This window comes from Novosphingobium sp. MBES04, from assembly GCF_000813185.1.
GTDB classification, from domain to species: domain Bacteria; phylum Pseudomonadota; class Alphaproteobacteria; order Sphingomonadales; family Sphingomonadaceae; genus Novosphingobium; species Novosphingobium decolorationis.
On record NZ_DF850489.1, the window covers coordinates 1,604,391 to 1,630,304 of the forward strand.

Consider the following 25,914-nt stretch of genomic DNA (forward strand, 5'->3'; position numbering starts at 1 on the left):
GGGCGACCTCACCTTTCCTAGCCAGCACGGCGCAGGCAAGGTGAGATCGCCAATTTGGGGAGCCCGAGGGCCATGGCCTTCGGCAGCATTATCCTTGAATTTCTTCGAGATGAGCGCCGGACGGGGCGGCGCGCTTCAACTCAGGCCACGATCTCCAACTCGAAACGCCGGGCCGCGCGGCCATAGCGCGTCAGGATCTTCTCCGCGCCGGGATCGAGCACCCGGTCGAACGCCACGCCCACGCGATCGGCTACGCTCCAGCGCACCCGCGCCTTGATCATCCCCACTCCATCAAGCGCGAAGGCCAGTTTCTGGCCGCGCGCCAGTTCGCCGCATTCCACGACGAACTGACAGCCCGCCGACGAAACATGCCGGGCCACCACGCTGGGATGGTCGCATACGTCCCGCATCTGCATGATGCCCTCCTCCGCTGCGCCGCTTCTCCTGCACGCAAGGGTAATTAATAAATCTTAACGGCCCGTAAACTTTCGTAAACGGCGAGTTTATTGGGATATTAGCGTGAAGCCGCGATTCCTTGGCAAAATACATAATTTGCAATTAACCTTTGCAAGTTAATTAATGTTAACGCATCTTGGCAACAATAGCTGCTGTCAGGGGGGTTGGTGCTGACAATCGAGAGAGGCCAACCATGGAACATGACGAGAAACAGCGGCCCGATTCCGTAATTGGGCCCCTAGGGGAAAAACTAGAGAGGGCAACTTTACCGCCCGCAAATACTTCGCGATGGGTCGTTCGTCGCAAGGCCGAAGTTGTCGCAGCCGTCAATGGCGGTCTGCTTACGATACCAGAAGCTTGCGAACGCTATGGACTAACGCTCGAAGAACTTGCCTCGTGGCAACGCTCCATCGAACGTGAGGGCATGGCGGGCCTTCGAGCCACGCGCGTTCAGCATTACAGGCAAATGCATGAACGACAGGGACGCAAGTCCTGAACGATGACTCACGGCGACCTGTTCGGCAGGACGGGTCTGACCTCTTGGGAGAATCCCCTGTGAAGACGGGCTGACGCTTGCGGGCGCCAGCCCGTTTTACATCCCCACTCAGCCCGCCTCGGCGACGATTCTGGCCCAGGCTGCTTCGTCGATCACCGCAATTCCCAGTTCCGCCGCCTTCTTCAGCTTCGAGCCTGCGCCCGGCCCGGCGACGATAAGATCGGTCTTGGCCGAGACCGAGCCCGCCGCCTTGGCGCCAAGCCGTTCGGCCTGCGCCTTGGCCTCATCACGGCTCATCGTCTCCAGCTTGCCAGTAAAGACGACGGTCTTGCCCGCCACTTCGCTTTCCACGCTCTCCACCACGAACGGCGGTGGCGTCACTTCGGACAGGAGATCGTCCCAGACCGCACGGTTGTGCTCCTCGTGGAAGAAATCCCCCAGCGCGCCCACGACCACCGGCCCCACACCGTCAATCGAGATGAGTTCGGCGTAGGCCTCGCTCGCCTCGGCGGCGGCCTCCTCGCCGTCCTTGACGTGGGCCTTCTCGGCGATCTCGCGAAGGGCAGGAAGTGTCTCGAAACGCTTGAGAAGATCGCGCGCGGTAACGGTACCGATGTGGCGGATACCCAGCCCGAAGAGCAGGCGTGCGGCATCGGGCGCGCGGCGGTTTTCCACCGCTGCCAACAGGTTGTCCACAGACTTGTCCTTCCAGCCATCGAGCGCAAGGATATCGTCCCGGCGCTGGCGCAGGCGGAAGATGTCGGCCGGGCTTTCCAGCCAGCCCCTGGCGAAGAACTCATCGATGGTCTTCTCGCCCAAGCCATCGATGTCGAGCGCGCCGCGGCTGACGAAGTGCTTGAGACGCTCGGTGCGCTGGGCCGGGCAGATCAGGCCGCCGGTGCACCGCACGTCGACTTCGCCCTCTTCGGCCACCGCTTCCGAGCCGCACTCGGGGCAATGATCGGGGAACACGAAGGGATCGCGTACCTCCTCGCGGGTGCGGTTCTCCACCACCTGCGGGATCACGTCGCCCGCGCGCTGGATCACCACCCGGTCGCCCGGACGCACGCCCAGCCGCTCGATCTCGTCGCGGTTGTGGAGCGTGACATTGGTGACCGTGACACCGCCCACCAGCACCGGCTGCAGGCGCCCGACCGGGGTCAGCTTGCCGGTACGCCCGACCTGGATCTCGATCTTCTCCAGAGTCGTCTCGGCCTGTTCGGCGGGGAACTTGTGCGCCATCGCCCAGCGCGGCGCCTTGGCGACGAAGCCCAGACGCTGCTGCAGGTCGAGCCGGTCGATCTTGTAGACCACGCCGTCGATCTCGAAGTCGAGGTTCGCACGCCCATCCCGGATCGCGCGGTAGGCCTCGAGCAGCTCCTCCAGGCTTTCGCAGCGGCGGAACTGGGGCGAGACCGGCAGGCCCCAGGACTCGATCCGGCGGATGACCTCATGCTGGGTGTCCCCGGGCACCGCACTCGCCGCGCCCCAGCCGTGCGCCCAGAAGCGCAACGGGCGCTTGGCAGTGACTTTCGCGTCCTTCTGGCGCAGCGAGCCGGCGGCCGCGTTGCGCGGATTGGCGAACTGGCGCACCTTGGCCTCGTCGAGCGGTTCGCCCTTGCGCTCCGCCTCGGCCCGCGCCTCGTCCATCAGCGTCTCGTTGAGCGCGAGGAAGGCGGCCTTCTCCATGTAGACTTCGCCGCGCACCTCGAAGACCTCGGGGATGCCTTCCCCGGTCAGTTCCTGTACGATGTCGGGGATATGCGCGACGTTGGGCGTCACATCCTCGCCCACCTGCCCGTCGCCGCGCGTCGCGGCGCGCACCAGCTTGCCCTTCTCGTAGCGCAGCGAGCAGGAGAGCCCGTCGATCTTGTCCTCGGCGGTAACCGCCAGCGGTTCCTCGGCCGACAGCGAGAGGAAACGGCGCACCCGCGCCAGGAACTCGGCCACTTCCTCATCGGAGAAGGCGTTGTCGAGGCTCATCATGCGCACTTCGTGCGTCACCTTGCCGAGCGGCGAGGCCGCGACCTCGTGACCGACCGCGCTCGACGGGCTGTCGGGGCGCTTCAGGTGCGGAAACGCCTCTTCCAGTTCGGCGTTGCGGCGCACCAGCGCGTCGTACTCCGCGTCCGAGATCTCGGGCGCGTCCTCGGCGTGGTACTTGCGGTTGGCGCGCTTGATCTGGCGCGCGAGCCGCATCAGTTCATTGGCGGCGTCGGCTTCGGCGAGAAAATCGGGTGCGGATTCGGAACTCATGGCCCCGCTATGGCGCAAAGCGGACCAAAACGGGAGCCTGCATTGCGGCCCTGCCCCCGGCTTTTGCCACCCGCTATCAGTGGTAGATGATCTGTGCCCGGCGCATCACGACGTCGGGCATCGCGCCTTCGCCCTGTCTGAGGATGATCCGCCAGGACTTTCCGTCCTCGCCTGTCGCACCGAACATGGCTTCGGCGTCATAGCCGCCTCTCGCCAGGACCTCGTCCGGCACATGCCGCAAGTGCCAGCCGAAGTTCACATCATGCTCGTAGTGCCCCAACTCGATCCGGAACAGCGCATCAAGCGGCACCTGCGCCAGAGCCCTGTAGACCGCACTCAAAGCAACCGTTGGCGAAAACAGGCGCTGCAGCGAGCCCGCCGCCACCTTCGCGGCAAGATCGGACGGGAGCAGGCGCGCCTTCAGCGCAATCGCATCCTGGCCTTCGAACTCACCCAAGGTGATCGTGGAAAGGGCGCTGGCGACAACTGGTTGAGTGTCCGAAGGAAATGGCGACAGCCAAGCGGGATTTCCGGTCCGCGAGACGCGGAAGTTCAGCCCAGCGCGTGGCCCAGCGTCAGGATCGTACGCGCGTGGCGCTGGGCAATGGCGAGCCGGTCCGCGCCGTAGCCCCCGCCGAGCGTGCTCGCCAGCGGAACACCGCGCGCACGGGCCTCACCCGCAACCATGCGATCGCGCGCTTCCAGCCCCTCGTCCGACAGCGCGAGGCGGCCCAGCTTGTCGTCCGCGTGCGCATCGACGCCCGCCTGCAGCAGGATGAGTTCGGGCGCGAAGTAATCGAGTACCTGCGGGAGCGCGCCCGCCAGCGCCTCCAGATAGTCCGCATCGCCAAGGCCATCGGGCAATCCGATATCGAGCGAGGAACGCGCCTTGCGCGAGGGAAAGTTCTTCTCCGCGTGAAGCGACAAGGTGAAGATATCCCCCCGCCCTGCCGTCAGCGCGGCGGTGCCATCGCCCTGGTGCACATCGAGGTCGAGGATCAGGATGCGCGCGACGTCTCCCTCCTCGATCAGCCGGTTGGCCGCGAGAGCCAGATCGTTGAACACGCAGTACCCCGCGCCGGTATCGGCCAGCGCATGGTGGCTGCCGCCAGCGCTGTTGGCGGCGTATCCGTGGGCAAGTGCGAGCCGGGCCGCCAGCCACGTGCCCCCCGGCGAAAGCTGAGAGCGGCGCGAGATCCGCGCGTCGATGGCAAAGCCGATCCGGCGCTGCTTGGCGGGCGGTACGCGGCATGTGAGGACCTCGTCGACATAGGTCGGGTCATGGACCGCCTCGAGCCATTCGGGGGGGCATGACCTCAGGTTCGTGGACCGTCATCGCCGCCCCGCTCTCGCCCAGCGCGCGCATGACGAGCGCGTACTTGTCGTGCGGGAAAGTGCCGGACCGGGCGGTTTCCACCGCATAATCGGGGTGATGGACGATGTGCAGCATACCCCCGCGGTTAACCGGGCGCACCGCCGCGGTCGAGCCCCCGAGGCCACACCGCAGCGCATTGTCGCCCTGGTTCCGGCCTTACCCCATCCATACGACAGGGTTGGTGGCGCACAGGAAAACCGAGTTCAGCGCCACGAGCGCCAGATCGCGCGCGCCGCTTTCGTCCCCGAACCAGCGCAGGAAGCGGGAGAAATTCCAGGTGCCCAACACGCCCGCCAGGATCGTCCAGGCGAGGATCGCCATCCCGAAAGGGGTCATTACAAAGAGACTGAAGCCCGAGAGGGCAACCCCCACGAGGAGGAGAAGCATCCACACCGCGCAGCCAAAGGAACTGAGCGCCCAGGCCAGCGCGACAAAGGGAAAGGCAAGCGTTGCCCCGAACGCACCCAGTTCGGCGCGGGTGGGGCGACGCATCAGGCGCCCTGGAGCAGCCGGTCGGCCTGCGCGCGCGCTTCCTCGGTGACCTGCGCGCCCGAGAGCATGCGCGCGATCTCCTCCTTGCGCTCGGCCTCGCTGAGCGGGGCGACCGAGGTCTTGGTCACCGTCCCGCGCGAGGACTTGGAGATCATGTAATGGCGGTTGCCGCGCGCGGCGACCTGCGGGCTGTGCGTGACGGCCAGGAGCTGCCCGTTCGAGGCAAGGCGCGCAAGCCGCTCACCAATGGCGTCGGCCACCGCGCCGCCCACGCCCCGGTCGATCTCGTCGAAGATCACCGTGGCCGCCCCGCCCTCTTCGGCCAGCGCGACCTTCAGAGAAAGGATGAAGCGCGACAGTTCGCCGCCCGAGGCAATCTTGGCCAGCGGCGCGAAATCGGCGCCCGGGTTGGTCGAGATGAGAAATTCCACCCCGTCCATACCGCTCGCGTTCCAGCGCGCCTCGGGCAGCTTGACGACCGAGGTCTGGAAGCGCGCGGCGTCGAGCTTGAGCGGGGCGAGCTCGGCCGCCACGGCCTTGTCGAGCCGCCGTGCGGCCGAACGGCGCAGATCGTGGCGCTTGCTCGCCTTGTCGCGGTAGTCGAGCGCGGCCTTCTGTGCAGCGGCCTCCAGCCTGGCGATATGCTCGCTCCCACCCTCGATCGCATCGAGAGCGGCGCGCATCGTCGCCATCTTGCCGGGCAGGTCATCGACATTGCAGGAATGCTTGCGAGCCTGCGCGCGCAAATCGAACAGGCGTGTCTCGATGCGGTCAAGCTCGGCCGGATCGAAGGCCAGTGCCTGCGCGGCCTCCTCCAGCTTGGCCTCGCTCTCGCCCGCCTCGATCACCGCGCGGTCGAGCGCGTCGAGCGCTTCGGCGAGCAGCGCATGTTCGGGGGCGATACGGTCCAGCCGCCGTGCAGCCCCCCGCAGCGCAGCGAGCGGCGAATCGGCGCCGTCCCACAGGAAGCGCAGGCCTTCCAGATCCTCGGACAGGCGCTCGCCCTTCTGCATGTCGGCACGCGCCAGCGCGAGGGTTTCTTCCTCGCCTTCCTCGGGCGCCAGCGCCTCCAGTTCGGCAAGATGCGCCGTGAGCAATTCTTCGTCCTCGGCCGCGCGGGCGACTTCCTCGCGCGCGAGGTCGAGCGCGTCCTGCGCGCGCCGCCAGGTCTTGAAGGCGGCTTCGAGCCCGGCCAGGTCGCCACCGGCAAAACGGTCGAGCAGATCGCGGTGACCCTTGGCGTTGACGAGGCCGCGGTCATCGTGCTGGCCGTGGATCTCGACCAGGGCCGGGCCGATTTCCCGCAGGAGCGCGACGCTGACGGCCTGGTCGTTGAGCCAGGCGCGCGAGCCGCCGTCGGCCTTTAGCTGTCGGCGCAGGATGAGCGGTTCGCCCGCCTCCACCTCGATGGCAGCGCCCTCAAGAGCCGCTGCGAGGACAGCGGGCAATTCGGCAAACTCGAACGTCGCCGTCACACTGGCTCGTGCCTCGCCCGCGCGGACGAGGCCGGTGTCGGCGCGGTTGCCGATGACGAGCCCGAGCGCGTCGAGCAGGATCGACTTGCCGGCACCGGTTTCACCGGTCAGCACACCAAGGCCACGGGCAAAATCGAGGTCGAGCGCCTCGATCAGGACGATGTTGCGGATGGAGAGACGAGTCAGCATGTTCGCGAATCGTTCTACCTCACGAATTCGCTTTCGTCACCCGGCTTTACGCCTGTTAACGCGTTGTCTGCGGACCGTCCTGCCCGCGCCCTGTTCCGGTGCGACCCGAAGGGCGGATGCGTCAGGCGAGCAAGTTGAGCCCGGCGGCGATCCCCAGAGCCCAGACACCAAGGACAAGAACACACAGGGCCTCGATTTCCCAGCAGCGACCCGGGGCTTCGAAATTGTGCGGAGCAGCCATCTTAGCGAAACTTTCCTGAAGCGAATCAGCGCATCTCTCGCGCCGTTGCCCGCATCTTTTAACTCAACCCATAAAGTAGACAAAGTGAATTTTTGGCAATCGCAAAGAGCGCGGCGTACAGCTGCGCCGCATACGAGAAGCCCCCCGCAGCGCGAAGCTGCGGAGGGCTTGAAAACCGTTCGCCTAGCCCGTTCGCTCAGGCCGCGATGAAGTCGGGCGCGTTCTTGTCCATCAGCTTGTAGGCGCGCTCGTACCACTTGGAATTGGGGTAGTTGTTCTCGAGCACGGCGGCCGCCTTCTGGGCTTCCTCGGGAACACCGAGGGAAAGGTAGCACTCGACCAGGCGGTACAGCGCCTCGGGCGCGTGGCTGGTGGTCTGGAAATTGTCGACCACGGCGCGGAAACGCAGCGTGGCCGCCAGCCACTTGCCGCGCTGCTGGTAGTTGCGCCCGACGGTCATTTCCTTGCCCGCGAGGTGATCGTTGACCAGGTCGAGCTTGAGGCGCGCGTCGGCCGCGTACTGCGTGGTCGGATAGCGGCGGATGATGTCGGTGAGCGCGGCCTTGGCCTGCTCGGTCGTCTTCTGGTCGCGCGTCACGTCGCTGATCTGCTCGTAGTAGCACATCGAGATCAGGTAGTAGGCGTAAGGTGCATCCTTGTTGCCCGGGTGGATCGAGAGGAAGCGCTGCGCCGACTGGATCGCCTTGTTGTAATCGCGCGCCGCGTAATAGCTGAACGCGCTCATCAGCTGTGCGCGGCGCGCCCAGGGCGAATAGGGATGCTGGCGCTCGACCTCGTCGAAGAGCGCGGCGGCCTGCTTGGTGCGGCCGGTATCGAGACGCTCGCGCGCAGCGGCGTAGAGCGTGTCGACGTCGCGCGCGACGTAGGCGGTATCCTTGGCGCCGCCCGAGCCGCCACCGCAGCCGGCCGTGAGGACAAGGGCGCCGCATGCAGCGGCCAGGACAACGGGTTTGAGGCGCGAACGTTCGAACATGGCGCGTCTATAACCAGCGCGCGGCTGAACGCCAAGTGAAGTTGCGCACTGTTTTTCCACCCGCCCCTTCCCCGCCCAGCCCACTCCCAAGGCGATGCAAGCGGGCAACGCCAAGGACTTAGGGTGAAAACTTCGGCAGATGCGCCTTGCCTGCCCCCTCCAGCCTGCCATAGTGGCCCGCAATGGCCGGCAGCAACGAACTCTATTCCCCCGTCATGTCCGACGCCCTGGTCATCCTGGGCGCCGCGGGCATTGTCATCCCCGTCTTCAACCGCTTCAAGATCACGCCCGTGATCGGGTTCATCCTGGTGGGCCTCCTGGTCGGCCCGTTCGGGCTCGGCCGGCATGTCTTCGAGCACCCCTGGCTGACCCACATCAGCATCACCGACCCCGGCGGGCTCGATATCTTCGCCGAGTTCGGGATCATCCTCCTCCTCTTCTCGATCGGCCTGGAACTCTCGTTCGGACGCCTGTGGGACATGCGCCGGATGGTCTTTGGCCTGGGCATGATGGAACTGGTGGTGATCGGCAGCGCGCTGACCTTCATCCTTGCCGCCATCGGCCAGGCCTTTGCCGGCGCGGTGGCGCTGGGCCTCGCGCTCTCGCTCTCCTCGACCGCGCTCGTGCTCAAGATCACCAACGCGGCGACGCCCGTGGGCCGCGCGGCGCTGGCCATGCTGCTGTTCGAGGACATCGCGCTCGTCCCCATCATCTTCCTCCTGGGCGCGCTCGCCCCGCACGCGTCCGCCGACGGGATGGGCAATCTCATCCACACGCTGCTGTGGGGCGCGGCGGTCATCGCCGGACTGCTGGTGTTCGGGCGCTACCTCCTGCCCCCGCTCTTCGCGCAGGCCGCGCGCACCAAGAGCCCCGAGTTGTTCCTCGCCGCCTCGATGCTGGTGGTCATTCTCGCCTCGCTGCTGACGGCCGCGGTCGGCCTCTCGCCTATCGTGGGCTCGCTGATCGCCGGCCTCCTGATCGCCGAGACCGAGTACCATTCCGAGGTCGACAGATCATGGAGCCCTTCAAGGGCCTCGCGCTCGGTGTCTTCCTCATCACCATCGGCATGAGCATCGACCTCCTGGTGGTCTGGGAATACCTCTATTCGATCCTCGTCGCGACCGTGGGCGTGATCCTTCTCAAGGCCGTGGTCACGGGCGTTCTCCTGCGCCTGATGGGCGCGCGGCGCGGCACCGCGACCGAGACCGGCATTCTCATGTCGAGCCCCTCGGAGACGACCCTCATCGTACTCTCGGCCGCCGCCACGGCGCAGCTCATCCAGCCCGGCACCAACCAGTTCTGGCAGATCGTGACCGCCATCGGCCTTACCGTCACCCCGCTGCTTTCCATGTTCGGCAAGATCGCCGCGCGCCGGGTCGACCAGGTCGAGGCCCCCACCACCCGGCCGAGACCGAGGACAAGCCGAGCACGATCATCATCGGCTTTGGCCGCGTGGGCAAGCTGGTGGCCGACATGCTGACCCGCCACGACCGCCCCTACATCGCGATCGACACCGACACCGACTTCATCGCCGATGGGCGCGCGCAGGGCTACAACGTCGCCTTCGGCGATGCCGCGCGCGGCGATGCGATGGAGCGCCTGGGTGCCGAGAACGCGGCGGCGGTCATCCTCACCATGGACGTCCCCGTGACCGCGCAGCGCATCGTGCGCAAGCTGCGCCAGCAGTACCCCGACCTGCCGATCATCGCCCGCGCACGCGATGCCGAACACGCCGCCCTGCTCTACCGCGCCGGCGCCACCCACGCCGTGCCCGAGACGCTGGAAAGCTCGCTCCAGCTGTCCGAGGCCGTGCTGGTCGAGACCGGCGTGCCGATGGGCCCGGTCATCGCCTCGATCCACGAGAAGCGCGACACCTTGCGCGAACAGATCATGGAACAGGGTGGCCTTGCGGAAAAGCCCGCCCTGCGCTCGGGCGTCCTCACCAAGGACCGCGAGACACCGGGAGCCGCGCAATGAGCGTTGAGGTCCGCCCTGCGCGGCGCGGCGATCTCGGCGCGATCCTCGCCTTGGAGGAGGCCACCTTCCCTGAGGAAACCTACGGCGAGATCGCGCTGCGCCAGTTCATCGACCTGTTCCCGACACGCTTTCTCGTCGCCGAGAGCGCGGAGACGGTTGCCGGCTATGCGCTGGGCGGGATCGACGATGCGGGCGAGGGCTGGCTGCTCTCGCTGGGCGTCAGCCCGGCCTTCCAGGGCCAGGGTATCGGAACACGCCTGCTCGGCGCGGTGCTGGCGGCGCTGGACGATGCCCCGGTGATCCGCCTGACGGTCCTGCCAGATAACGACCACGCGGTCGCGCTCTATGAAAAGAATGGATTTTCGACCGAGGCCTTGCGCCCGGACTACTATGGCCCCGGGCAGGATCGCCTGGTCATGGTGCGCACCCGCTGAGAGAGGGTCGTGCGCCGCGCTCCTTGTCCGAGCGCCCTGGCCCCCTCGCGTCTTGCCGCGCCGATAGGGGCCCGTGCCTGGATCAACAGGCTTGATTCGCGTTAACCAGATGCAACCCGTCAGTTGGTCTCGATACGAATGCAGGCATGGAAGGCACCGTCATCCTCGTCCTGCCGGTGCCAGACCTCGACGACTTCGAGATGGAGCAACTCCGCGTCGATCTCGAGCGCGAGGAATTCCCCCTTGTGCGGCAGGAAATCGAACTCGGTCGCGAACAGCGGCTCCTCGTCGTCCTCATCCGCAAAAACATCGACATACGGCATGCAGAAACCTCCCGAACGTAAAAAACTAAGTGAAAGTTCCTATATCATTTTGCATAATGAAATAAATTCCTAATTCGATTTCCAGATTGCCCCGAATAGGCACAAACAAAACTTTATTACTTGCGTGCCTCAAACACGGACCACCCGGTCGCGTGGACCAGTTTCTCCAGCGCGACTTGCCCAAGGTGTGAATTGCCGCTTGCGTTGAGCCCCGGCGACCAGACCGCGATACTTGCCCGTCCCGGCGCCACGCACAGGATTCCTCCGCCAACCCCCGACTTGCCCGGAAGGCCGATGCGGTAGGCGAAATCCCCCGAATTGTCGTAGTGCCCACAGGACATCATCAGCGCATTGATACGCCGCGCCCGGCGCGCCGTGACGATCCGGCGGCCTTCGACCTGCCCCGAATCCATGAGATAGCGCCCGGCCATCGCGAGTTGCCGGCAGGACATGGAAAGCGCGCAGAAATGGAAATAGGTCCCCAGCACCTTGGCCACCTCGCCCTGGATATTTCCAAAGGCGCGCATGTAGTTGCCAAGGGCCATGTTGGTAAAACCGGTCTCTTCCTCGGCCCGCGCCACGGCGCTGTCGATCACGATCGTCTCGTCACCCGCCAGTTCGCGCACGAAGCGCAGCATCTGCCCGATCGCCTCACGCGGTTCGAGATGGCCGAGCAGCACGTCCGTGACCACGATAGCGCCCGCGTTGATGAAGGGATTGCGCGGTATGCCCCGCTCGCTCTCCAACTGGACGATGGAGTTGAAGGCCGACCCCGAAGGCTCGCGCCCGACCCGGCTCCAGAGCTGATCGCCCACCGTACCCAGCGCCAGCGTGAGGGCGAAGACCTTGGATATGGACTGGATCGAGAACGGCTCGTGCGCATCCCCCGCCGTGTGCACGGACCCATCTTCCAGAACCACCGCGATCCCGAACTTGCCCTCCGACACACCCGCCAGCGGCGGGATATAGTCCGCCACCCGGCCGCGTTCCCGGCGGGTCGCCATGTCGGCGGCAATTTCTTCGACCAGATGCGTGATATCCATGGCAAAAATCGTCGCACAGGCCGCGCCGGGCCGCCAGCGCTAATCGCAAGGCATCCCCCCCGGCCGGGAGGCTAGAGCGCCAGTCCCGGGCCACGCCCGCTAAGCCGCCCCCTACCGCGCAGGTACGCGTGAGAGGCACTTCCACGTGCCGGTGAAAGGCCAGGCTCACAAGCGGCACGAGCACGACCATCAACGCCACCATCACCACCAGCCCAGCCACACTCTGGGTCAGACCCGCCGCTTTCCAGGCCTTGCTCACGAACTGCAGGACGAAGACGTGGACGAGGTAGATCGCGTAGGACGCATCGCCCTGGCGATGCAGCCAGGCGGCCCGCAGCGTAATTCCGCGCCGCTCCAGCGCCACGGCGCCCAGCACGACAAGCGCGGCGAGCATCGCCCCCCACAGATCGGGATGCGGCAACCCGGCCGGAACGTAGAGCACCTCGAGCGCGCAGAGCCCCGCAGCGCCCGCCAACATCGCGCCAACGGCCAGAGCCGGTGCCAATCCGGACGACGAAAGGCTCCGCGCGAGCAGCATCCCGAGAGCAAAGGCCAGCACGCAGTCGGCGCCCCAGTACCCGGCCAATCCCCCTGCACCGGACACCTGCGCCAGCCACAACAGGGCCAGCGCGCCGCATGCCAGCGCCACCCGCCCGCGCCGCGGCGCCAGCAGGCAGAGCGCAAAGAGTAGGTAGAAGCCCATTTCGTAGTTCAGCGTCCACCCGACCACCAGGATCGGCCGACGCACAGCGTCCAGCTCGGTAAAGTCGGGAAGGAAAAAGAGCGCAGCAAGAAGCGCATCGGGCGTGATCGCGCCCCGGTCGAACAGCCGATACCCCGCCGCGATGCCAAGTGCGGCCAGCCCGGTCAGCAGCCAGTAGATCGGCACGATCCGCACGATCCGCTGGACCAGGAACGCCCCCGGGGAAGGACCCTGCCGGTCACTGCGCGTCACCACCAGAAAGGCCGAGAGCACGAAGAATATATCCACCCCGCGCGCGCCCAACGCCGGAAGCTCCGGAAACCGTCCCGGAGCCGTATAGTGCGCAAGGTTGTTCGCAATATGATGCGCCACAACCATGTACGCAGCCACGGCGCGCAACGCCTGTACGTTGACCAGGACAGGGCCCGCAGATCCCGGCATCGATGTCTCGCTTAAGGATGCGGCGAAAATGCCGCGCCTCGTAGCCTACCTCGCCGTGCGCGTTCACGGGGAGTAGAAACGGCTCCATTGTGGAGCCATGACCGGGAGCATCGGCCCCGAATTAACAAGAATGAAGTCAAAAAGGAGGTTCCGAGGGCCATCGCCCTCGGGCTCCCAAAACGGGCGACCTCACCGTTCTCGGCCAACGTGGCGCGACAAAGGTGAGGGAGCCAGTTCGGGGGTCAAGGGGTAATAACCCCTTGAAAAAATACGTCTTCCACCCTTCCCACGGCCCACAACGAAAAACGCCCGAGGGCTAAGCCCCCGGGCGTCTATCCTGGTTCGTCACCGCAGGACGCGGCGAAGGAACAATCAGCCGGCCAGCGCGGCCTTTACCGCGGCAATCGCCTCGGCGCCCTTGGAACCGTCCGGGCCGCCGCCCTGGGCCATGTCGGGACGGCCACCGCCGCCCTTGCCGCCCATCGCGGCAACACCGGCGCGCACCAGCTCCACGGCCGAGGCCTTGTCCTTGAGATCGTCGGTGACGGCGACCGCAATCGCGCCCTTGCCCTCATTCACCGCGACAATCGCGGCAACGCCCGAGCCGATGCGCTGCTTGGCCTGGTCGAGCAGCCCGCGCAGTTCCTTGGGGTCGAGCCCTTCGAGCACCTGGCCCGAGAAGGTGATCCCACCCACGTCCTCGTCCGCCGGGCCCGAAGCTGCACCGCCGCCGCCAAGGGCCAGCGCCTTTTTGGCTTCGGCAAGTTCCCGTTCCAGCTTCTTGCGCTCGTCGAGCAGGGCCACGACGCGCTCGGTCACTTCGTCGGGCGTCGTGCGCAGCGCCGAGGCCGCGGCCTTGAGCGCTTCCTCACGGGCGACGAGCCACTGGCGCGCGCCCTCTCCGGTCAGCGCCTCGATACGGCGCACGCCCGAGGAGACGGCGCTTTCCGAGACGATGCGGAAGAGGCCGATGTCGCCAGTCGCGTTGACGTGGGTGCCCCCGCACAGTTCGACCGAGTAGGACCGCTTGCCATCGGTGCGGCCCATCGAGAGGACGCGCACTTCATCGCCGTACTTTTCGCCGAAGAGCGCCATGGCGCCCGCCTCGATGGCATCGTCCGGGGTCATCAGGCGCGTCATCACGCCCTCGTTCGCGCGGATTTCCGCGTTCACTTCGGCTTCGATGGCGGCGATGTCCTCGTCGCTCAGAGCCTTGGGATGCGAGAAGTCGAAACGCAGTCGGTCGGCCGAGACCATCGAGCCCTTCTGGGTCACGTGATCGCCCAGACGGTCGCGCAGCGCCTGGTGGACAAGGTGCGTGGCCGAGTGGTTGGCGCGGATCGCGTCGCGGCGCGCGACATCGACCGACATCAGCACCGAATCGCCCAGCTTGATCGTACCGGCCGTAACCGTGCCCGACATGGCGTGGAGGCGACCCAGGGGCTTCGCGGTATCCTCGATGGTGATTGCAAGATCGCTGCCCGGAACCGCGCCGGTGATCGTACCCGCATCGCCGACCTGGCCGCCCGATTCGCCGTAGAACGGGGTCTGGTTGGTCAGCACCGTGACCTTCTCGCCCGCCTTGGCCTCGGACACTTCCTTGCCATCGACAAGCAGCGCGACAACGCGGCCCTCGCCAGTGGTGGCGGTGTAGCCGGTGAACTCGCTCGCCCCTTCGCGCTCGGCGATGTCGTACCAGATCTCGGCATCGGCGGCCTGGCCCGAACCCTTCCACGCGGCGCGCGCGGCGGCCTTCTGCTGGGCCATCGCGGACTGGAAACCTTCTTCGTCGACCGAAATGCCGCGCGGGCGCAGCGCATCGACGGTAAGGTCATAGGGGAAGCCGTAGGTGTCGTAGAGCTTGAAGGCGGTCTCACCCGCCAGCGTCGCGCCCTCACCCATGTCGCCGGTCGCCTCGTCGAGGAGCTTCAGACCGTTCGACAGCGTGCGGCGGAACTGGACTTCCTCGCGCTCCAGCGTTTCCTCGATGAGGGGCTGCGCGCGGCCGAGTTCGGGGAAGGCCTGGCCCATTTCCGCAACGAGCGCGGGCACGAGGCGGTGCATCAGGGGATCCTTGGCGCCGAGCAGGTGCGCGTGACGCATGGCGCGGCGCATGATGCGGCGAAGGACGTAGCCACGCCCCTCGTTCGAAGGCAGCACGCCGTCGGCAAGAAGGAAGCTGGTCGAGCGCAGGTGATCGGCGATCACGCGGTGGCTGGCACGCTGGTCGCCCTCGGCCTTCACGCCGGTCAGCCCTTCCGAGGCCGCGATGAGGTTGCGGAAGGTGTCGATGTCGTAGTTGTCGTGGACACCCTGCATGACGGCCGAGATGCGCTCCAGGCCCATGCCGGTGTCGATCGACTGGTTGGGCAGGTTGCCGACGATCTCGCCGCCCGCCTGCTCGAACTGCATGAAGACGAGGTTCCAGATCTCGATGAAGCGGTCGCCGTCTTCCTCGGGCGATCCCGGAGGGCCACCCCAGATGTGGTCGCCATGGTCGAAGAACACTTCCGAGCACGGGCCGCACGGGCCATCATCGCCCATCGTCCAGAAGTTGTCCTTGGTCGGGATGCGGATGATGCGGTCATCGCCCAGCCCGGCAATCTTCTTCCAAAGCTCAGCCGCTTCCTCGTCGGTGTGGTAGACGGTGACGAGCAGCTTCTCCTGGGGAAGCGCCCATTCCTTCGTCAGCAGCGTCCAGGCGTTGAGGATCGCCTCTTCCTTGAAATAGTCGCCGAACGAGAAGTTGCCGAGCATTTCGAAGAAGGTGTGGTGACGCGCGGTGTAGCCCACGTTGTCGAGGTCGTTGTGCTTGCCGCCGGCGCGCACGCACTTCTGCGAGGACGTCGCGCGGGTGTAGTCGCGCTTTTCCTGGCCCGTGAACACGTTCTTGAACGGCACCATGCCGGCGTTCACGAACATCAGCGTCGGGTCGTTGTACGGGACCAGCGGCGCGGACTGGACCTGTGCGTGGCCCTTGGATGTGAAGTAGTCGAGAAAGGACCGGCGGATATCGTTCGTCGTCTGCATGCAAGCGCCGATAAGCTACCCGGGCGGGGTCGGCAAGACGCTGCGTGCGGTCAGACGGTTCGTTTTGGGCGATGAAACGGGGTTTTGTGCGGTGGGAGCGCTCAATCTTCCCCGTCGCGCACGAAGTAGCTCGCCAGTTCGACGTGGGTGGACCAGCGGAACTGGCCGACGGGGCGCAGTTCGACGAGGCGGAAGCCTGCTTCGATCAGGCGCGCGCCGTCGCGCGACCAGCTCGAGGGGTTGCACGAGATATAGACCACGCGGTTGACGCTCGAATCCGCGATGCACTCCACCTGCTCACGCGCTCCAGCGCGGGGCGGGTCGAGGAGGACGGCTTCGAACTTGGACAGTTCATCGGCCATGAGCGGGTTGCGGAAAAGATCGCGGTGGGCGCTGAAGACCGGGCACTGGGCGCGGTCAGCGCCCGACTTGCCGGCAAGATGCACGTCGCGCGCGGCTTCGGCGGCGAAAACCTTGCACGTCGGCCCCGCCAGCGCGAGGGCGAATGTGCCAAGGCCGGAGAACAGGTCAGCCACGGTGGCCGCATCGCCGATCCATTCGCGCGCGGCCGAGACGAGCGCGTCCTCGCCGTCCTTGGTCGCCTGAAGGAAGGTTCCCGGCGGAAACGGCACCGGCGTGTCGCCCAGCGTCACAGTGACGGGCGCGGGCTCCCACACGGTCTCGTAGCCATAGCCACCGTCCATGGTGAGGCGCGCGAGGCCGTGGCTTTGCGCGAAGTCCAGCATCGCCTCGGCCGCGGCCAGGCCCTCGGCGGTGAGACCCTTGACGCCCAGGTCCACGCCCTGGTCGACCAGTGTCATCTCGATGTCGCAGGCCATGCGCGGCATCGCGTTCGGAGAGGACTTGGCGTTCTTGCCCCCCTTCCCGCGCGGGCCCTTCTTGACCGGCGCGGCCTTACCCATGGTGATGAGCAGCTTGCGGATCGGGCCCAGCAGCGCGGTGATCTCGGGGACGAGAACCGGGCACTCCTCCAGCTCGACGAGCCGGTGCGACTTGGCTTCCCGAAAGCCGATGACGATGCGCCCGCCCGAGCTTTCGGCGCGCAGCGACGCACGGCGGCGCGCGCCCGGCGGCGAAAGATAGGGCGCCGTAATCGTCTCCGCGCCCAGTTCCTGCGAGGAGGAGGCGTTGGCCACGCGCGCCTCGACGAAGCCCTCCAGCGTTTCGGCATCGAGCTGCTGGAGCTGGCAGCCCCCGCAGCGCCCGAAGTGCTTGCAGGCCGGCTCGATGTGGTGCGGCCCCCATTCGAGGGTACCATCGGCGCGCAGGATATCGCCCGGCGCCGCGCCCCAGGCAAAGCGGCCCGAGGCGGTTACACCGTCGCCCTTGGAGGCGATTCGCAGGATTTCTTCGTTTTGCTCGTTCACAGGCAGGCCGCTAGCGCAGCCGGTATCGTTTCGGCAAGCTGCGATGCGGTGAAAGGCTTGGGCGCAAGGCGCGCGGCCTCGCCGTGGAGCCACACGCCTTCGCACGCTGCCACGAACGGATCGAGGCCCGTCGCAAGGCGGCTGGCGATGGTGCCCGCGAGCACGTCGCCGGTGCCCGCGGTCGAGAGCCAGGCCGAGGCACGCGGTGCGCAGGCCAATTGCCCCTCCGGCCCGGCGATCACCGTGTCCGGCCCCTTGGCGACGATCACCATGCCGCTCGCGCGGGCCAGCGCCACGGCGCGTTCGATGCGGGTGGTGCCTTCCTCGCACGCAAACGCGCGTTCGAGCGCAACCAGTTCGCCCTCGTGCGGGGTGGCGATGAGCGGCGCGCTGCGTTCGGCGAGAAGGCGCGGGCCCAGGAGCACCAGCGCATCGGCGTCGAGGACAACCGGCACCGGGTCGGCTAGCGCTATGGCCAATCGTTCCCGCGCCGCGCCGTCGCGGCCAAGGCCCGGGCCGACGAGGATCGCGGCGTTGCGGTGATCGGAAAGAAGGTCCGAGACAGGTCCGGTTTCGACGACAAGGTCGCTTGGGCAGTTGCGCTTACTCTCTGCGAAGAGCTTGACGTAGCCCGCCCCTGCCCCTTGCGCGGCGGTGCTGGCAAGGATCGCGGCGCCCGGCATCGCGCCGCCCACGACCGCAAGCAGCCCGCGCGTGTACTTGTGCGCGTCGGCCAGGGGGGCCGCGATCTCGGGCCGCGCGATGGCCTGCGCGGCGTCCTCAACCGGCGTCACACCGATGGGAACGAGCCGAAGCGCCCCCATGCGCGCGCTTGCGGGCATCAGGAAATGCGCGAACTTCCAGGCGCCAAGCGCCAGCGTCAGGGTGTAGGCGGGCAGGTCCTCGTTCAGGAGGAGCCCGGAATCCGATGCAATGCCGCTGGGCATATCGACCGCGACCGCCTTGGCATGGCGCGCGGCAAGATTGGTTACAAGCTCGCGGTGCGCATCCTCCAACGGGCGCGATAGGCCGCTTCCGAAAAGGCAGTCGACGAAGACCTCGCCACGCGGAAGGTCCCCCTCTCCCTCGTGCACCTCGCCCTGGTAGAGCGCGCGGGCGGTCTTCGCCGCCTCGGTCACGGGTGCCATCGGCGCGATGACCACGACCTGGCCGCCGCGCCGCCGCAGGCTTTCGGCAATGACATAGCCATCGCCGCCGTTGTTGCCCGGCCCGCACAGTACGCTCACCGCATTGCCGCCTGAGACGCGCCAGACCCAGGCCGCCGCGCCCTGCCCGGCCCGCTGCATCAGTTCATCGACCGAAATGCCGTCAGCGATCAGCGCCTCTTCGGCGGCGCGCATCTGCGCAACGGTCAGGATCTGGTCGGAGGAGGCGTAAGTATCAACGTGGGTCATGGCTCTTCATCGTTACCGGAAAGAGATAGCGGTCGGTCCCCAGCGTTACTTCCATCCGGTCCTCACCCAGCCGCGCGACGATGGCATCCGCCCCGTCGCTGGGAGCAAGCCCGGATCCATCGGTCTGGACGTCGAACCGGCGAAAACCCCCATCGGGGTGGCGCACCACGAGGGTGAGGACACCGCCGCGCACCACGCGCTCGACCGCGCAGACGGGTTTGAGCTCTGTCGCCCCCGCCAGCGCGCAGGGGATGTGCTCCTCGCCCTCGGCCACCTCGGGCGGCGTATCGGAGGAGGAACAGGCCGCGAGCCCGCCCACGGCAAGCAGCAGGGCAATCATGCCCCTGCCGCCTGCCCTGGACCGGCTGCGTGCCATGCGCGTTATCCTCAGCCGCGCTTGAGCTGGGTGACGTCGCGCACCGCGCCCTTGGCGGCGCTGGTGGTCATCGCCGCGTAGGCCTGCAGCGCGGCGGAAACCTTGCGCTTGCGCGGGTGGACCGGCGACCAGGCGTCCGGCCCGCGAGCGTCCTGCGTGGCGCGGCGCGCGGCCATTTCCTCGTCGCTCACCATCAGGTTGATGGTGCGGTTGGGGATGTCGATCTCGATCGTGTCGCCGTTCTCGACAAGGCCGATCTCGCCGCCCTCGGCCGCCTCGGGCGAGACGTGGCCAATGGAGAGGCCCGAGGTGCCGCCCGAGAAGCGCCCATCGGTGAGGAGCGCGCAGGCCTTTCCGAGGCCCTTCGACTTGAGGTAGCTCGTCGGGTAGAGCATTTCCTGCATGCCCGGCCCGCCGCGCGGACCTTCGTAGCGGATCACGACGACGTCGTTTTCCTTGACCTGTCCGCCCAGGATCCCGGCCACGGCCGCGTCCTGGCTTTCGTAGACGCGCGCGGTGCCGGTGAACTTGAGGATGCTCTCATCCACGCCCGCCGTCTTCACGATGCAGCCATCGCGCGCGATGTTGCCGAACAGCACGGCAATGCCGCCATCCTGGCTGAAGGCGTGCTCCTTGGAGCGGATCACGCCGCCTTCGCGGTCAAGGTCCAGTTCCTTCCAGCGGTTGGCCTGGCTGAACGCGGTCTGCGTGGGCACGCCGCCGGGCGCGGCCTTGTAGAAGTTCTGCACGCTTTCATCGTTCGTCCGGCTGATGTCCCAACGGTTGAGCGCATCGCCGAGCGTCCGGGCATGCACGGTCGGGCATTCCGAGTGCAAAAGGCCCGCGCGGTCGAGCTGGCCCAGGATCGCCATGATGCCGCCTGCGCGGTGCACGTCCTCCATGTGAACGTCGGCCTTGGCGGGCGCGACCTTGGAGAGGCAGGGAACCTGGCGCGAGAGACGGTCGATGTCGGCCATCGTGAAATCGACGCCCGCTTCCACGGCGGCGGCCAGAAGGTGCAGGACGGTGTTGGTCGAACCGCCCATCGCGATATCGAGGCTCATCGCGTTCTCGAAGGCTTCGAAGCTGGCGATGGCGCGCGGCAGGACGCTCTCGTCCTCCTGCTCGTAGTAGCGCTGGCACAGGTCCACGGCAAGGCGGCCCGCTTCCTTGAACAGGCGTTCGCGGTCGGCGTGGGTGGCGAGCGTCGAGCCATTGCCCGGCAGCGAAAGGCCCAGCGCCTCGGTCAGGCAGTTCATCGAGTTCGCCGTAAACATGCCCGAGCACGACCCGCAGGTCGGGCAGGCCGAACGCTCGATCGCGGCAACTTCCTCGTCGGAGTAGCTCTCATCGGCCGCGGCAACCATCGCATCGACGAGATCGAGCGCGGTTTCCTTGCCCTTCAGCGTCACTTTGCCCGCTTCCATCGGGCCGCCCGAGACGAAGACGACGGGGATGTTGATGCGCATCGCGGCCATCAGCATGCCCGGCGTGATCTTGTCGCAGTTGGAGATGCAGACCATGGCATCGGCGCAGTGCGCGTTGACCATGTACTCCACGCTGTCGGCGATGAGATCGCGGCTGGGCAGCGAATAGAGCATGCCGTCGTGGCCCATGGCGATGCCGTCATCGACCGCGATGGTGTTGAATTCCTTGGCGACACCGCCCGCAGCCTCGATCTCGCGTGCGACCAGCTGGCCCAGGTCCTTGAGGTGGACGTGGCCCGGCACGAACTGCGTGAACGAGTTGACGACGGCGATGATCGGCTTGCCGAAGTCGCCATCCTTCATGCCGGTCGCACGCCACAGGCCACGCGCGCCTGCCATGTTGCGGCCGTGGGTCGACGTGCGGGAACGAAAGGCGGGCATGGGTACACTCCGAAAGGTCTGGCCAGCTACCTGGCCGCAAGGTCTGGGCTATGCGCGCCGGGACGTTCTCCCGCGCGCGGATCATGTGGCGCCCCTACGCCAAAAGGCGGATGGCCGAAAGGCATAAAATTTCACACGAAGGGCCAACGGCTTGCCGGATCGTACCCAAGGACGCGGCCTGCCTGCCGGGCTGCGACCGGGCCGAATAGTCAAATCCCACTGCCCAGCTTAACCCCATTGTGGACACTGCGATAGCTTGGCAGGATACCACGATGCCGAAGCCGACCGCAGTTTCATTCCTTCTTCTGGTACTTGGCGCATTCACATCTGGTTGTGACAAAGCGCCGGACCACTCGATGGCCTACAAAGAGTATCGGTATGAGGAGCCGAACTGGAAGAAATTTCGCTCGGTTCCGTTCAAGCAACGTACGGTAGAAGCGCCCGCGGGCTATCAGCCTGTCGAAGGCCGCTTCGTTTTCGCCGACCTCAAGTACGAAAGCGACCAGAGCCTTTCCAAACGCCTTGTCGGCGCCCTTTCCACAAGGATAGGCCTTGTCGATCGACACGTCGACAGATGGCAATACTACTCAGCAGATGATGACCCTATACAGCACATCACCCTTTTCGCTCGACCCGAGCCTTGGGGGTCGGCCTTCGGATTGTGCAGAAGCGAAAAATATGAAATTTCCTTCAATGATGACGGTACTATAAGCTCCGTAGACGTATCGCCGAGGTACGGTGTCGAAGGTCCAATTTTCCAAAAGGACAACTTTGATTGGGAGGACTTTCGGGGGAGAATGTGTGATGAGGTTCCAGCCAATCACACCCGATCATATTTTCCCGGAAGCGATAGCGTTCTTGACGCCCAAGACCTCGCCATTCTGCTCTCACTGGCGATTGATGAAGCAGGTCGAGATGGCATACTTCCGTATGGCCTCTCGTGCGCCACTTATGACGACAGAAAGTGCCTGGATGACAGCAGAACTTTTCTGAGTGGGCTCAGATTGCACGAAATAAATTCAGTCAGTTCGAAATATTGCACTGGAGATGCGTATGACTGCTTTACTGTCACGGTCAGAGAGGATCGGCTCGGGCCAAACCCGAAGCATATCACCATCAGAGGCACGTCCCACATGAATGAGTGGCATGTTCAGTCGATCAGCATCGTCGAAGGCTTTACCATGTCCTGAGCGGGTCATGCCCGCTTTCCACCCAAGCCCGTCGATCGCATCGCCGCAAGCAGCGCTGCCCCTCACTCCCGGAGACGCGCCCAGGGTTGCGAACAGGACAGGAGATCATGTATCCCCATCATCCGCCCCAAGGCTGGGTTAGCGCCCCCGCTGCACCGTCCAACGCATTCGCATTCCTAGGGGATGTCGCGCATTTTGCATCGCAGCAGATAGTTCGCTATCCTCTCTGCATGGAACCTGTCGATCGCCTCGTACTGGAACCGGAAGAGCAGGAGTGGCTGGACCTTGCGCGGGTCTGGATCAAGGGCCACTTCGCCAGCGATCCCGAAGATGCCTATTCCTCGGTCGATGGGAAACTGGCCGTGGTGCGCGCGAACCTTGCGCAAGGCTGGGTCGGCCCCGACGACACCTGGAAACTGCAGTCGCTGGGCATCGCTATGGGCGATGCGCTGGCGCAGGATCTCATGCTCGACTGGGTGACCATCGACGACGAGTTCGGACGCCAGCCCGCGCTGCACTGGCCGGGCACCTCGATCGTGTGCTTTCCCCTCACCATGATCGCCCAGCGCATCGAAGAGGGCGAGCATGTCGATATCGACACCATGTACGAGACGACCCGCGTGCAATTGAACGAAATAGCGTTCTCGGGCGATGTCGAATAGGCATTGCGATATACCGGCACTTGTATTTTCGCATGCTTCGTGTATATAAGGCGTCAAGTCGCCAATAATCGCGGTGACGATTGCCGAGATATATCACGATTTCGGCTTTCCCCTCTCGCCAGTTGAATTTGCCTTGGAGCTAGGCTCCTCGCAGATTTTTTATACGCCACGGCAACCACTTGGCGACAGACGCGTTCACAACACGCCGGAGCCTGATCCACCCGGACAGCTCCACCTTCCAGCGGACGTTCCGACCGTTTGCGCAGCGCTTTACGTGCCCGACCGCACCAGATGGGTCCATCCCGGTTCGGCTCGGTCTTGCAACACAGCTGCAAACAGGCTGTCATCCAAACGTCCACGAAGGCTGCTACACAGTCCTTGAAGACACCCGCGCCCGACACGGCGCACAGACCATTGAAGAAGGAGGCAGGACGAACCTGCCGCACGAAACGAATATGAAGTACAAGAACATGCACCTCGAGAGGAACTCCGCCCTGCCCCACCACCGCGCGATGGTTCGCGCCAGTGCAGCGCAGGATTCCAAGGGCAGCCCCGCGCTGATCCCGACGTCCGAACTCCAGCGGCTCGTTGCCGGGATGGTCGACTGACCAGGCCCAGCACCTGCCCCCTCGGACACAGCCGCTTCATCCGCCCATCCCGCCCCGCCAACCAGGAGAACACGACATGGACCTCAACAAGGCCTACGCCGCGCACCAGCGCGCCCTGATGGCGGCGGGCATGGCCACCGACCCGCAGGCGCGCCGTGAACGCCTCGCCGATGCCGCGCGCATCGCGACATGCATCGGCAGCTTCCAGCAGGACCTCGGCGCCGCCGCGGCCCAGGCCTGGATGCACACGCCCAGCGCTGCACCGGCCCACCTCGAAGCCGGCCTGCACGGCGCCGCCGCGCGCTAACGCACGGCCGGAACCTGCAAAGACCAGACGACGCGGACGGCCCGACCGGCACCCGCATCGCTGGCGGCACGCCCTGACGCCGTATCATAAGGCGCCGGAAGCACGACTTCCCGGCGCCTTATTCGTGCCGTCTGCACCCCCGCCTAGTACAGATCGCTGCGCAGGCGGCCGGAGTGGCGCGCCTCCTCGAGCCAGTCCTCGGACATCGATGCACGCAGAACCGCAAGCGCGGCCTCTCCCATGGCGAGCCGACCGCACAGCACCACGGCCCCATCCGGGGTCAGGAAATCGCGAAGATCGGCGCTGTTGGCCGCAAGGATGTCGGGAACGCGCACACCGTCCTGACGCGAGAGAGCCAGATCGAGGCGGTGAAAGCGTCCCTCCTCGTGCCACGCGCGCATTTCGCCAAGGAGACCGGAGGCATCCGCCTCAGCCCGCTCACCAAAGATGAGCCAGCACGCCCGGCCACTCGCCATGGCCTCGAGCAGGTGCGGGCGCAGCCCCGCCCAGCCCGAGCCCGCGCCGACAGCCAGGAGTGGACCTGTTCCCGGCGGTGGCCGGAAGCCCGCATGAGCGCGTATCCGGGCGCGGACACGGCCCGTCCCCACTGGCAGCGAGGTCAGCAGACCCGAACCGCGCCCGGGCACCCCCTTGTCGATCACACGGCGCACAAAGAGAACTAGCTCCTCTCCGCCGCACCGGTTGGCGATCGAGTAATCCCGCAGGTGCCCATCGGGCGTATGAAGTTCGAACAGGTCGCCGATGCTCCATTCGGGAAGGAGGCCATCTTCGGGGCGCAGGGCCAGGCGAAACAGACCTTCGCTCGCGCCTGTTTGCACCCCCTCGCCGAGGGGCCCGGCCACGCACGCACGCGAGGCGATCTGCCATTCGCGCGGCGCGCTATCGAGGGGGCCTTTGGCCATGCCCCCAACACCTTCCTGCATGAGCACCGCGTCCCACTGCGCCAGGTCATCGGGGGCAAGATCGTCCACCGTGACATGGGCGGTCACCTCGGCAGCCATGGCCTCGCACCAGGTCCTGAGGCGCTCCCCGAAGGCGCAGAAGTGCGTATAGCGTCGATCCCCCAGCGCCAGGATGGCCACCTGCACTCCAGTCAGATCGACGTCGTCCTCTGCAAGAGCACGGTCAAGATCCCCCGCATCGTCGGGCGCATCGCCCTCGCCACTCGTCGCGACCACGAAGAAGACCCGGTCTGCTCCGACGAGATCGGCCAGGTCGAGACGGTTCGCACACACGAGCCCCGCCTCCGGGTCCACACGAAGCACGGCCGCGTGCGTCGCCTCGGCTATTTCCTGCGCGTGCCCGGTCTGGGAGGCGTAGACGACGAGGTGGGATGCCCCGCCAAGCGCCACGCGCGGGCGCTTGCGCAGGCACAGCCAGGTCAGGCCCAGCCATAGAGCAATCAGGGCGGCGAGAATGAGCCAGTCGGTGGGGGTGTCACGCATGGGCCGGAAATGTCCTCAAGGCAGGAACGTAAGGGTGCGGTGGCAGGCGATCAGCCCCTCGGGGAAACACGAACATGGCCCAGCTCGCGGTGGCCCTGCGCGGAGGCGGCGCGGACCTGACCGCCCCGGATGACAACGGGCACGTTCACGACTTCGCGGCCCGCCTTCTCGCGTGCGGCCTCGACCACAAGTCGGTAGGTGCCGTCGCCCAGCCCGGCGAGGCCCTTGATCGCGATGGTATGGCGTCCCGCCGCGCGGGTGGGCGCGGAGATGCCGTCCGCCGGCATGGTCATGTCCCGCCCGCGCTTGCGCCACCACGTGCGCAGCTCAGAGAGCCAGCGCGACCCGATTCGGCTCTGATCATGGAGTACCGCAGAGACCGCCAGGGGCTTGCCGCTGGCCTCCTCCAGCCAGGCCGCGAGGTAGGGCTTGCGATAGTTGGGGTCCGAAACGCGGGGAAGCTCAATCGTGACCGCCCCGCTCTGCGCCTGAACACCGGCAGGAAGCGTGAAGGCGGCCGCCGTCAGGGTCGTGGTGGCCAGGGTGGTCTTACGCATTGAGGTGCTTTCCTTGAAAATGTGATGGAGCCGGAGCGATGCGGAGGCCCGGAATGCCCCGGCCGGACATAGCGTGGAGACGCCCGGGTGCCCCGCTGCGGTTCTCACCCAGCCGACGCGGCCCATCCTTAATATGCAAATGCGAGTCACTT

At 66.1% G+C, this 25,914-nt stretch carries 21 protein-coding genes and 3 pseudogenes; 7 read left to right on the forward strand and 17 right to left on the reverse strand.

Annotated elements, in window-relative coordinates:
* Positions 1 to 140: 140 nt before the first annotated feature.
* Complete coding sequence (locus MBENS4_RS21010; RefSeq protein WP_052322586.1) at positions 141 to 416, reverse strand: PilZ domain-containing protein; 276 nt, start codon at positions 414 to 416, stop codon at positions 141 to 143.
* A 233-nt stretch (positions 417 to 649) separates the two neighbouring features.
* Here MBENS4_RS21010 and sciP point away from each other — a divergent pair, with 233 nt between their 5' ends.
* On the forward strand, positions 650 to 952 hold the full coding sequence (sciP, locus tag MBENS4_RS24955) for a CtrA inhibitor SciP (protein ID WP_084592273.1): 303 nt from the start codon (positions 650 to 652) through the stop codon (positions 950 to 952).
* A gap of 108 nt (positions 953 to 1,060) precedes the next feature.
* Here sciP and ligA read toward each other — a convergent pair whose 3' ends face one another.
* The 6 genes and pseudogenes from ligA to MBENS4_RS21040 form a co-directional block, all read right to left on the reverse strand.
* Positions 1,061 to 3,208, reverse strand: coding sequence for an NAD-dependent DNA ligase LigA (gene ligA / locus MBENS4_RS21015; protein ID WP_039394440.1), 2,148 nt, complete (start codon positions 3,206 to 3,208; stop codon positions 1,061 to 1,063).
* Positions 3,209 to 3,284: 76 nt separating this feature from the next.
* Positions 3,285 to 3,665: a hypothetical protein gene (locus tag MBENS4_RS21020; RefSeq protein ID WP_039394443.1), complete on the reverse strand. Its 381-nt coding sequence runs from the start codon at positions 3,663 to 3,665 to the stop codon at positions 3,285 to 3,287.
* A 95-nt stretch (positions 3,666 to 3,760) separates the two neighbouring features.
* A pseudogene (locus tag MBENS4_RS21025) lies at positions 3,761 to 4,658 on the reverse strand (histone deacetylase family protein).
* Between the two features lie 81 nt (positions 4,659 to 4,739).
* Positions 4,740 to 5,075: a hypothetical protein gene (locus tag MBENS4_RS21030; protein ID WP_039394445.1), complete on the reverse strand. Its 336-nt coding sequence runs from the start codon at positions 5,073 to 5,075 to the stop codon at positions 4,740 to 4,742.
* Positions 5,075 to 6,739, reverse strand: coding sequence for a DNA repair protein RecN (gene recN / locus MBENS4_RS21035; RefSeq protein WP_039394449.1), 1,665 nt, complete (start codon positions 6,737 to 6,739; stop codon positions 5,075 to 5,077). The genes MBENS4_RS21030 and recN overlap by 1 nt, the downstream gene beginning before the upstream one ends.
* A 437-nt stretch (positions 6,740 to 7,176) precedes the next feature.
* Positions 7,177 to 7,974, reverse strand: a complete 798-nt coding sequence (locus tag MBENS4_RS21040) for an outer membrane protein assembly factor BamD (RefSeq protein WP_039394450.1) — start codon at positions 7,972 to 7,974, stop codon at positions 7,177 to 7,179.
* 182 nt (positions 7,975 to 8,156) lie between these two features.
* Between MBENS4_RS21040 and MBENS4_RS21045 the strand changes: the two are divergent.
* Both MBENS4_RS21045 and MBENS4_RS21050 read left to right on the forward strand, forming a co-directional pair.
* A pseudogene (locus MBENS4_RS21045) lies at positions 8,157 to 9,951 on the forward strand (cation:proton antiporter domain-containing protein).
* The gene (locus tag MBENS4_RS21050) at positions 9,948 to 10,385 is read left to right on the forward strand and encodes a GNAT family N-acetyltransferase (RefSeq protein WP_039394452.1); all 438 of its coding nucleotides are present in this window, start codon (positions 9,948 to 9,950) and stop codon (positions 10,383 to 10,385) included. The pseudogene MBENS4_RS21045 and the gene MBENS4_RS21050 overlap by 4 nt, the downstream one beginning before the upstream one ends.
* A 119-nt stretch (positions 10,386 to 10,504) precedes the next feature.
* On the opposite strand, the gene MBENS4_RS21055 is transcribed toward MBENS4_RS21050, so the two are convergent.
* From MBENS4_RS21055 to ilvD, 8 genes and pseudogenes are all read right to left on the reverse strand, one after another.
* Positions 10,505 to 10,708, reverse strand: coding sequence for a hypothetical protein (locus MBENS4_RS21055; RefSeq protein ID WP_039394454.1), 204 nt, complete (start codon positions 10,706 to 10,708; stop codon positions 10,505 to 10,507).
* 116 nt (positions 10,709 to 10,824) lie between these two features.
* Positions 10,825 to 11,751, reverse strand: coding sequence for a glutaminase (locus MBENS4_RS21060; RefSeq protein ID WP_039394456.1), 927 nt, complete (start codon positions 11,749 to 11,751; stop codon positions 10,825 to 10,827).
* A gap of 190 nt (positions 11,752 to 11,941) precedes the next feature.
* Positions 11,942 to 12,895 (reverse strand): annotated as a pseudogene (locus MBENS4_RS27670) (acyltransferase family protein); the annotation flags it as partial.
* Positions 12,896 to 13,267: 372 nt separating this feature from the next.
* Positions 13,268 to 15,925, reverse strand: coding sequence for an alanine--tRNA ligase (alaS, locus tag MBENS4_RS21065; protein ID WP_039394459.1), 2,658 nt, complete (start codon positions 15,923 to 15,925; stop codon positions 13,268 to 13,270).
* A 101-nt stretch (positions 15,926 to 16,026) separates the two neighbouring features.
* A complete protein-coding gene (locus MBENS4_RS21070; RefSeq protein ID WP_039394463.1) occupies positions 16,027 to 17,313 on the reverse strand; it encodes a class I SAM-dependent RNA methyltransferase in 1,287 nt (428 codons plus the stop codon).
* Entirely contained in the window at positions 17,310 to 18,728 is a 1,419-nt protein-coding gene (locus MBENS4_RS21075) for a bifunctional ADP-dependent NAD(P)H-hydrate dehydratase/NAD(P)H-hydrate epimerase (RefSeq protein WP_039394464.1), read from the reverse strand. Before MBENS4_RS21075 ends, MBENS4_RS21070 begins: the two co-directional genes overlap by 4 nt.
* On the reverse strand, positions 18,715 to 19,104 hold the full coding sequence (locus MBENS4_RS21080; protein ID WP_039394467.1) for a hypothetical protein: 390 nt from the start codon (positions 19,102 to 19,104) through the stop codon (positions 18,715 to 18,717). Before MBENS4_RS21080 ends, MBENS4_RS21075 begins: the two co-directional genes overlap by 14 nt.
* An 11-nt stretch (positions 19,105 to 19,115) precedes the next feature.
* Complete coding sequence (gene ilvD / locus MBENS4_RS21085; RefSeq protein WP_039394470.1) at positions 19,116 to 20,972, reverse strand: dihydroxy-acid dehydratase; 1,857 nt, start codon at positions 20,970 to 20,972, stop codon at positions 19,116 to 19,118.
* Between the two features lie 272 nt (positions 20,973 to 21,244).
* Here ilvD and MBENS4_RS21090 point away from each other — a divergent pair, with 272 nt between their 5' ends.
* The 4 genes from MBENS4_RS21090 (at position 21,245) to MBENS4_RS21100 (ending at position 23,739) form a co-directional block, all read left to right on the forward strand.
* Positions 21,245 to 22,162, forward strand: coding sequence for a hypothetical protein (locus MBENS4_RS21090; protein ID WP_144401023.1), 918 nt, complete (start codon positions 21,245 to 21,247; stop codon positions 22,160 to 22,162).
* A gap of 230 nt (positions 22,163 to 22,392) precedes the next feature.
* The gene (locus tag MBENS4_RS21095) at positions 22,393 to 22,824 is read left to right on the forward strand and encodes a DUF3806 domain-containing protein (RefSeq protein WP_039394474.1); all 432 of its coding nucleotides are present in this window, start codon (positions 22,393 to 22,395) and stop codon (positions 22,822 to 22,824) included.
* Between the two features lie 455 nt (positions 22,825 to 23,279).
* A complete protein-coding gene (locus MBENS4_RS25965; RefSeq protein ID WP_159108113.1) occupies positions 23,280 to 23,432 on the forward strand; it encodes a hypothetical protein in 153 nt (50 codons plus the stop codon).
* 76 nt (positions 23,433 to 23,508) lie between these two features.
* Positions 23,509 to 23,739: a hypothetical protein gene (locus tag MBENS4_RS21100; RefSeq protein WP_052322588.1), complete on the forward strand. Its 231-nt coding sequence runs from the start codon at positions 23,509 to 23,511 to the stop codon at positions 23,737 to 23,739.
* 143 nt (positions 23,740 to 23,882) lie between these two features.
* Here MBENS4_RS21100 and MBENS4_RS21105 read toward each other — a convergent pair whose 3' ends face one another.
* Positions 23,883 to 25,205, reverse strand: a complete 1,323-nt coding sequence (locus MBENS4_RS21105; RefSeq protein ID WP_052322589.1) for an NADPH cytochrome P450 oxidoreductase family protein — start codon at positions 25,203 to 25,205, stop codon at positions 23,883 to 23,885.
* Between the two features lie 50 nt (positions 25,206 to 25,255).
* Positions 25,256 to 25,762 carry a DUF2271 domain-containing protein gene (locus MBENS4_RS21110; RefSeq protein WP_039394476.1) on the reverse strand — a complete coding sequence of 169 codons (507 nt, stop codon included), beginning with the start codon at positions 25,760 to 25,762 and terminating at the stop codon, positions 25,256 to 25,258.
* Positions 25,763 to 25,914: the final 152 nt, after the last annotated feature.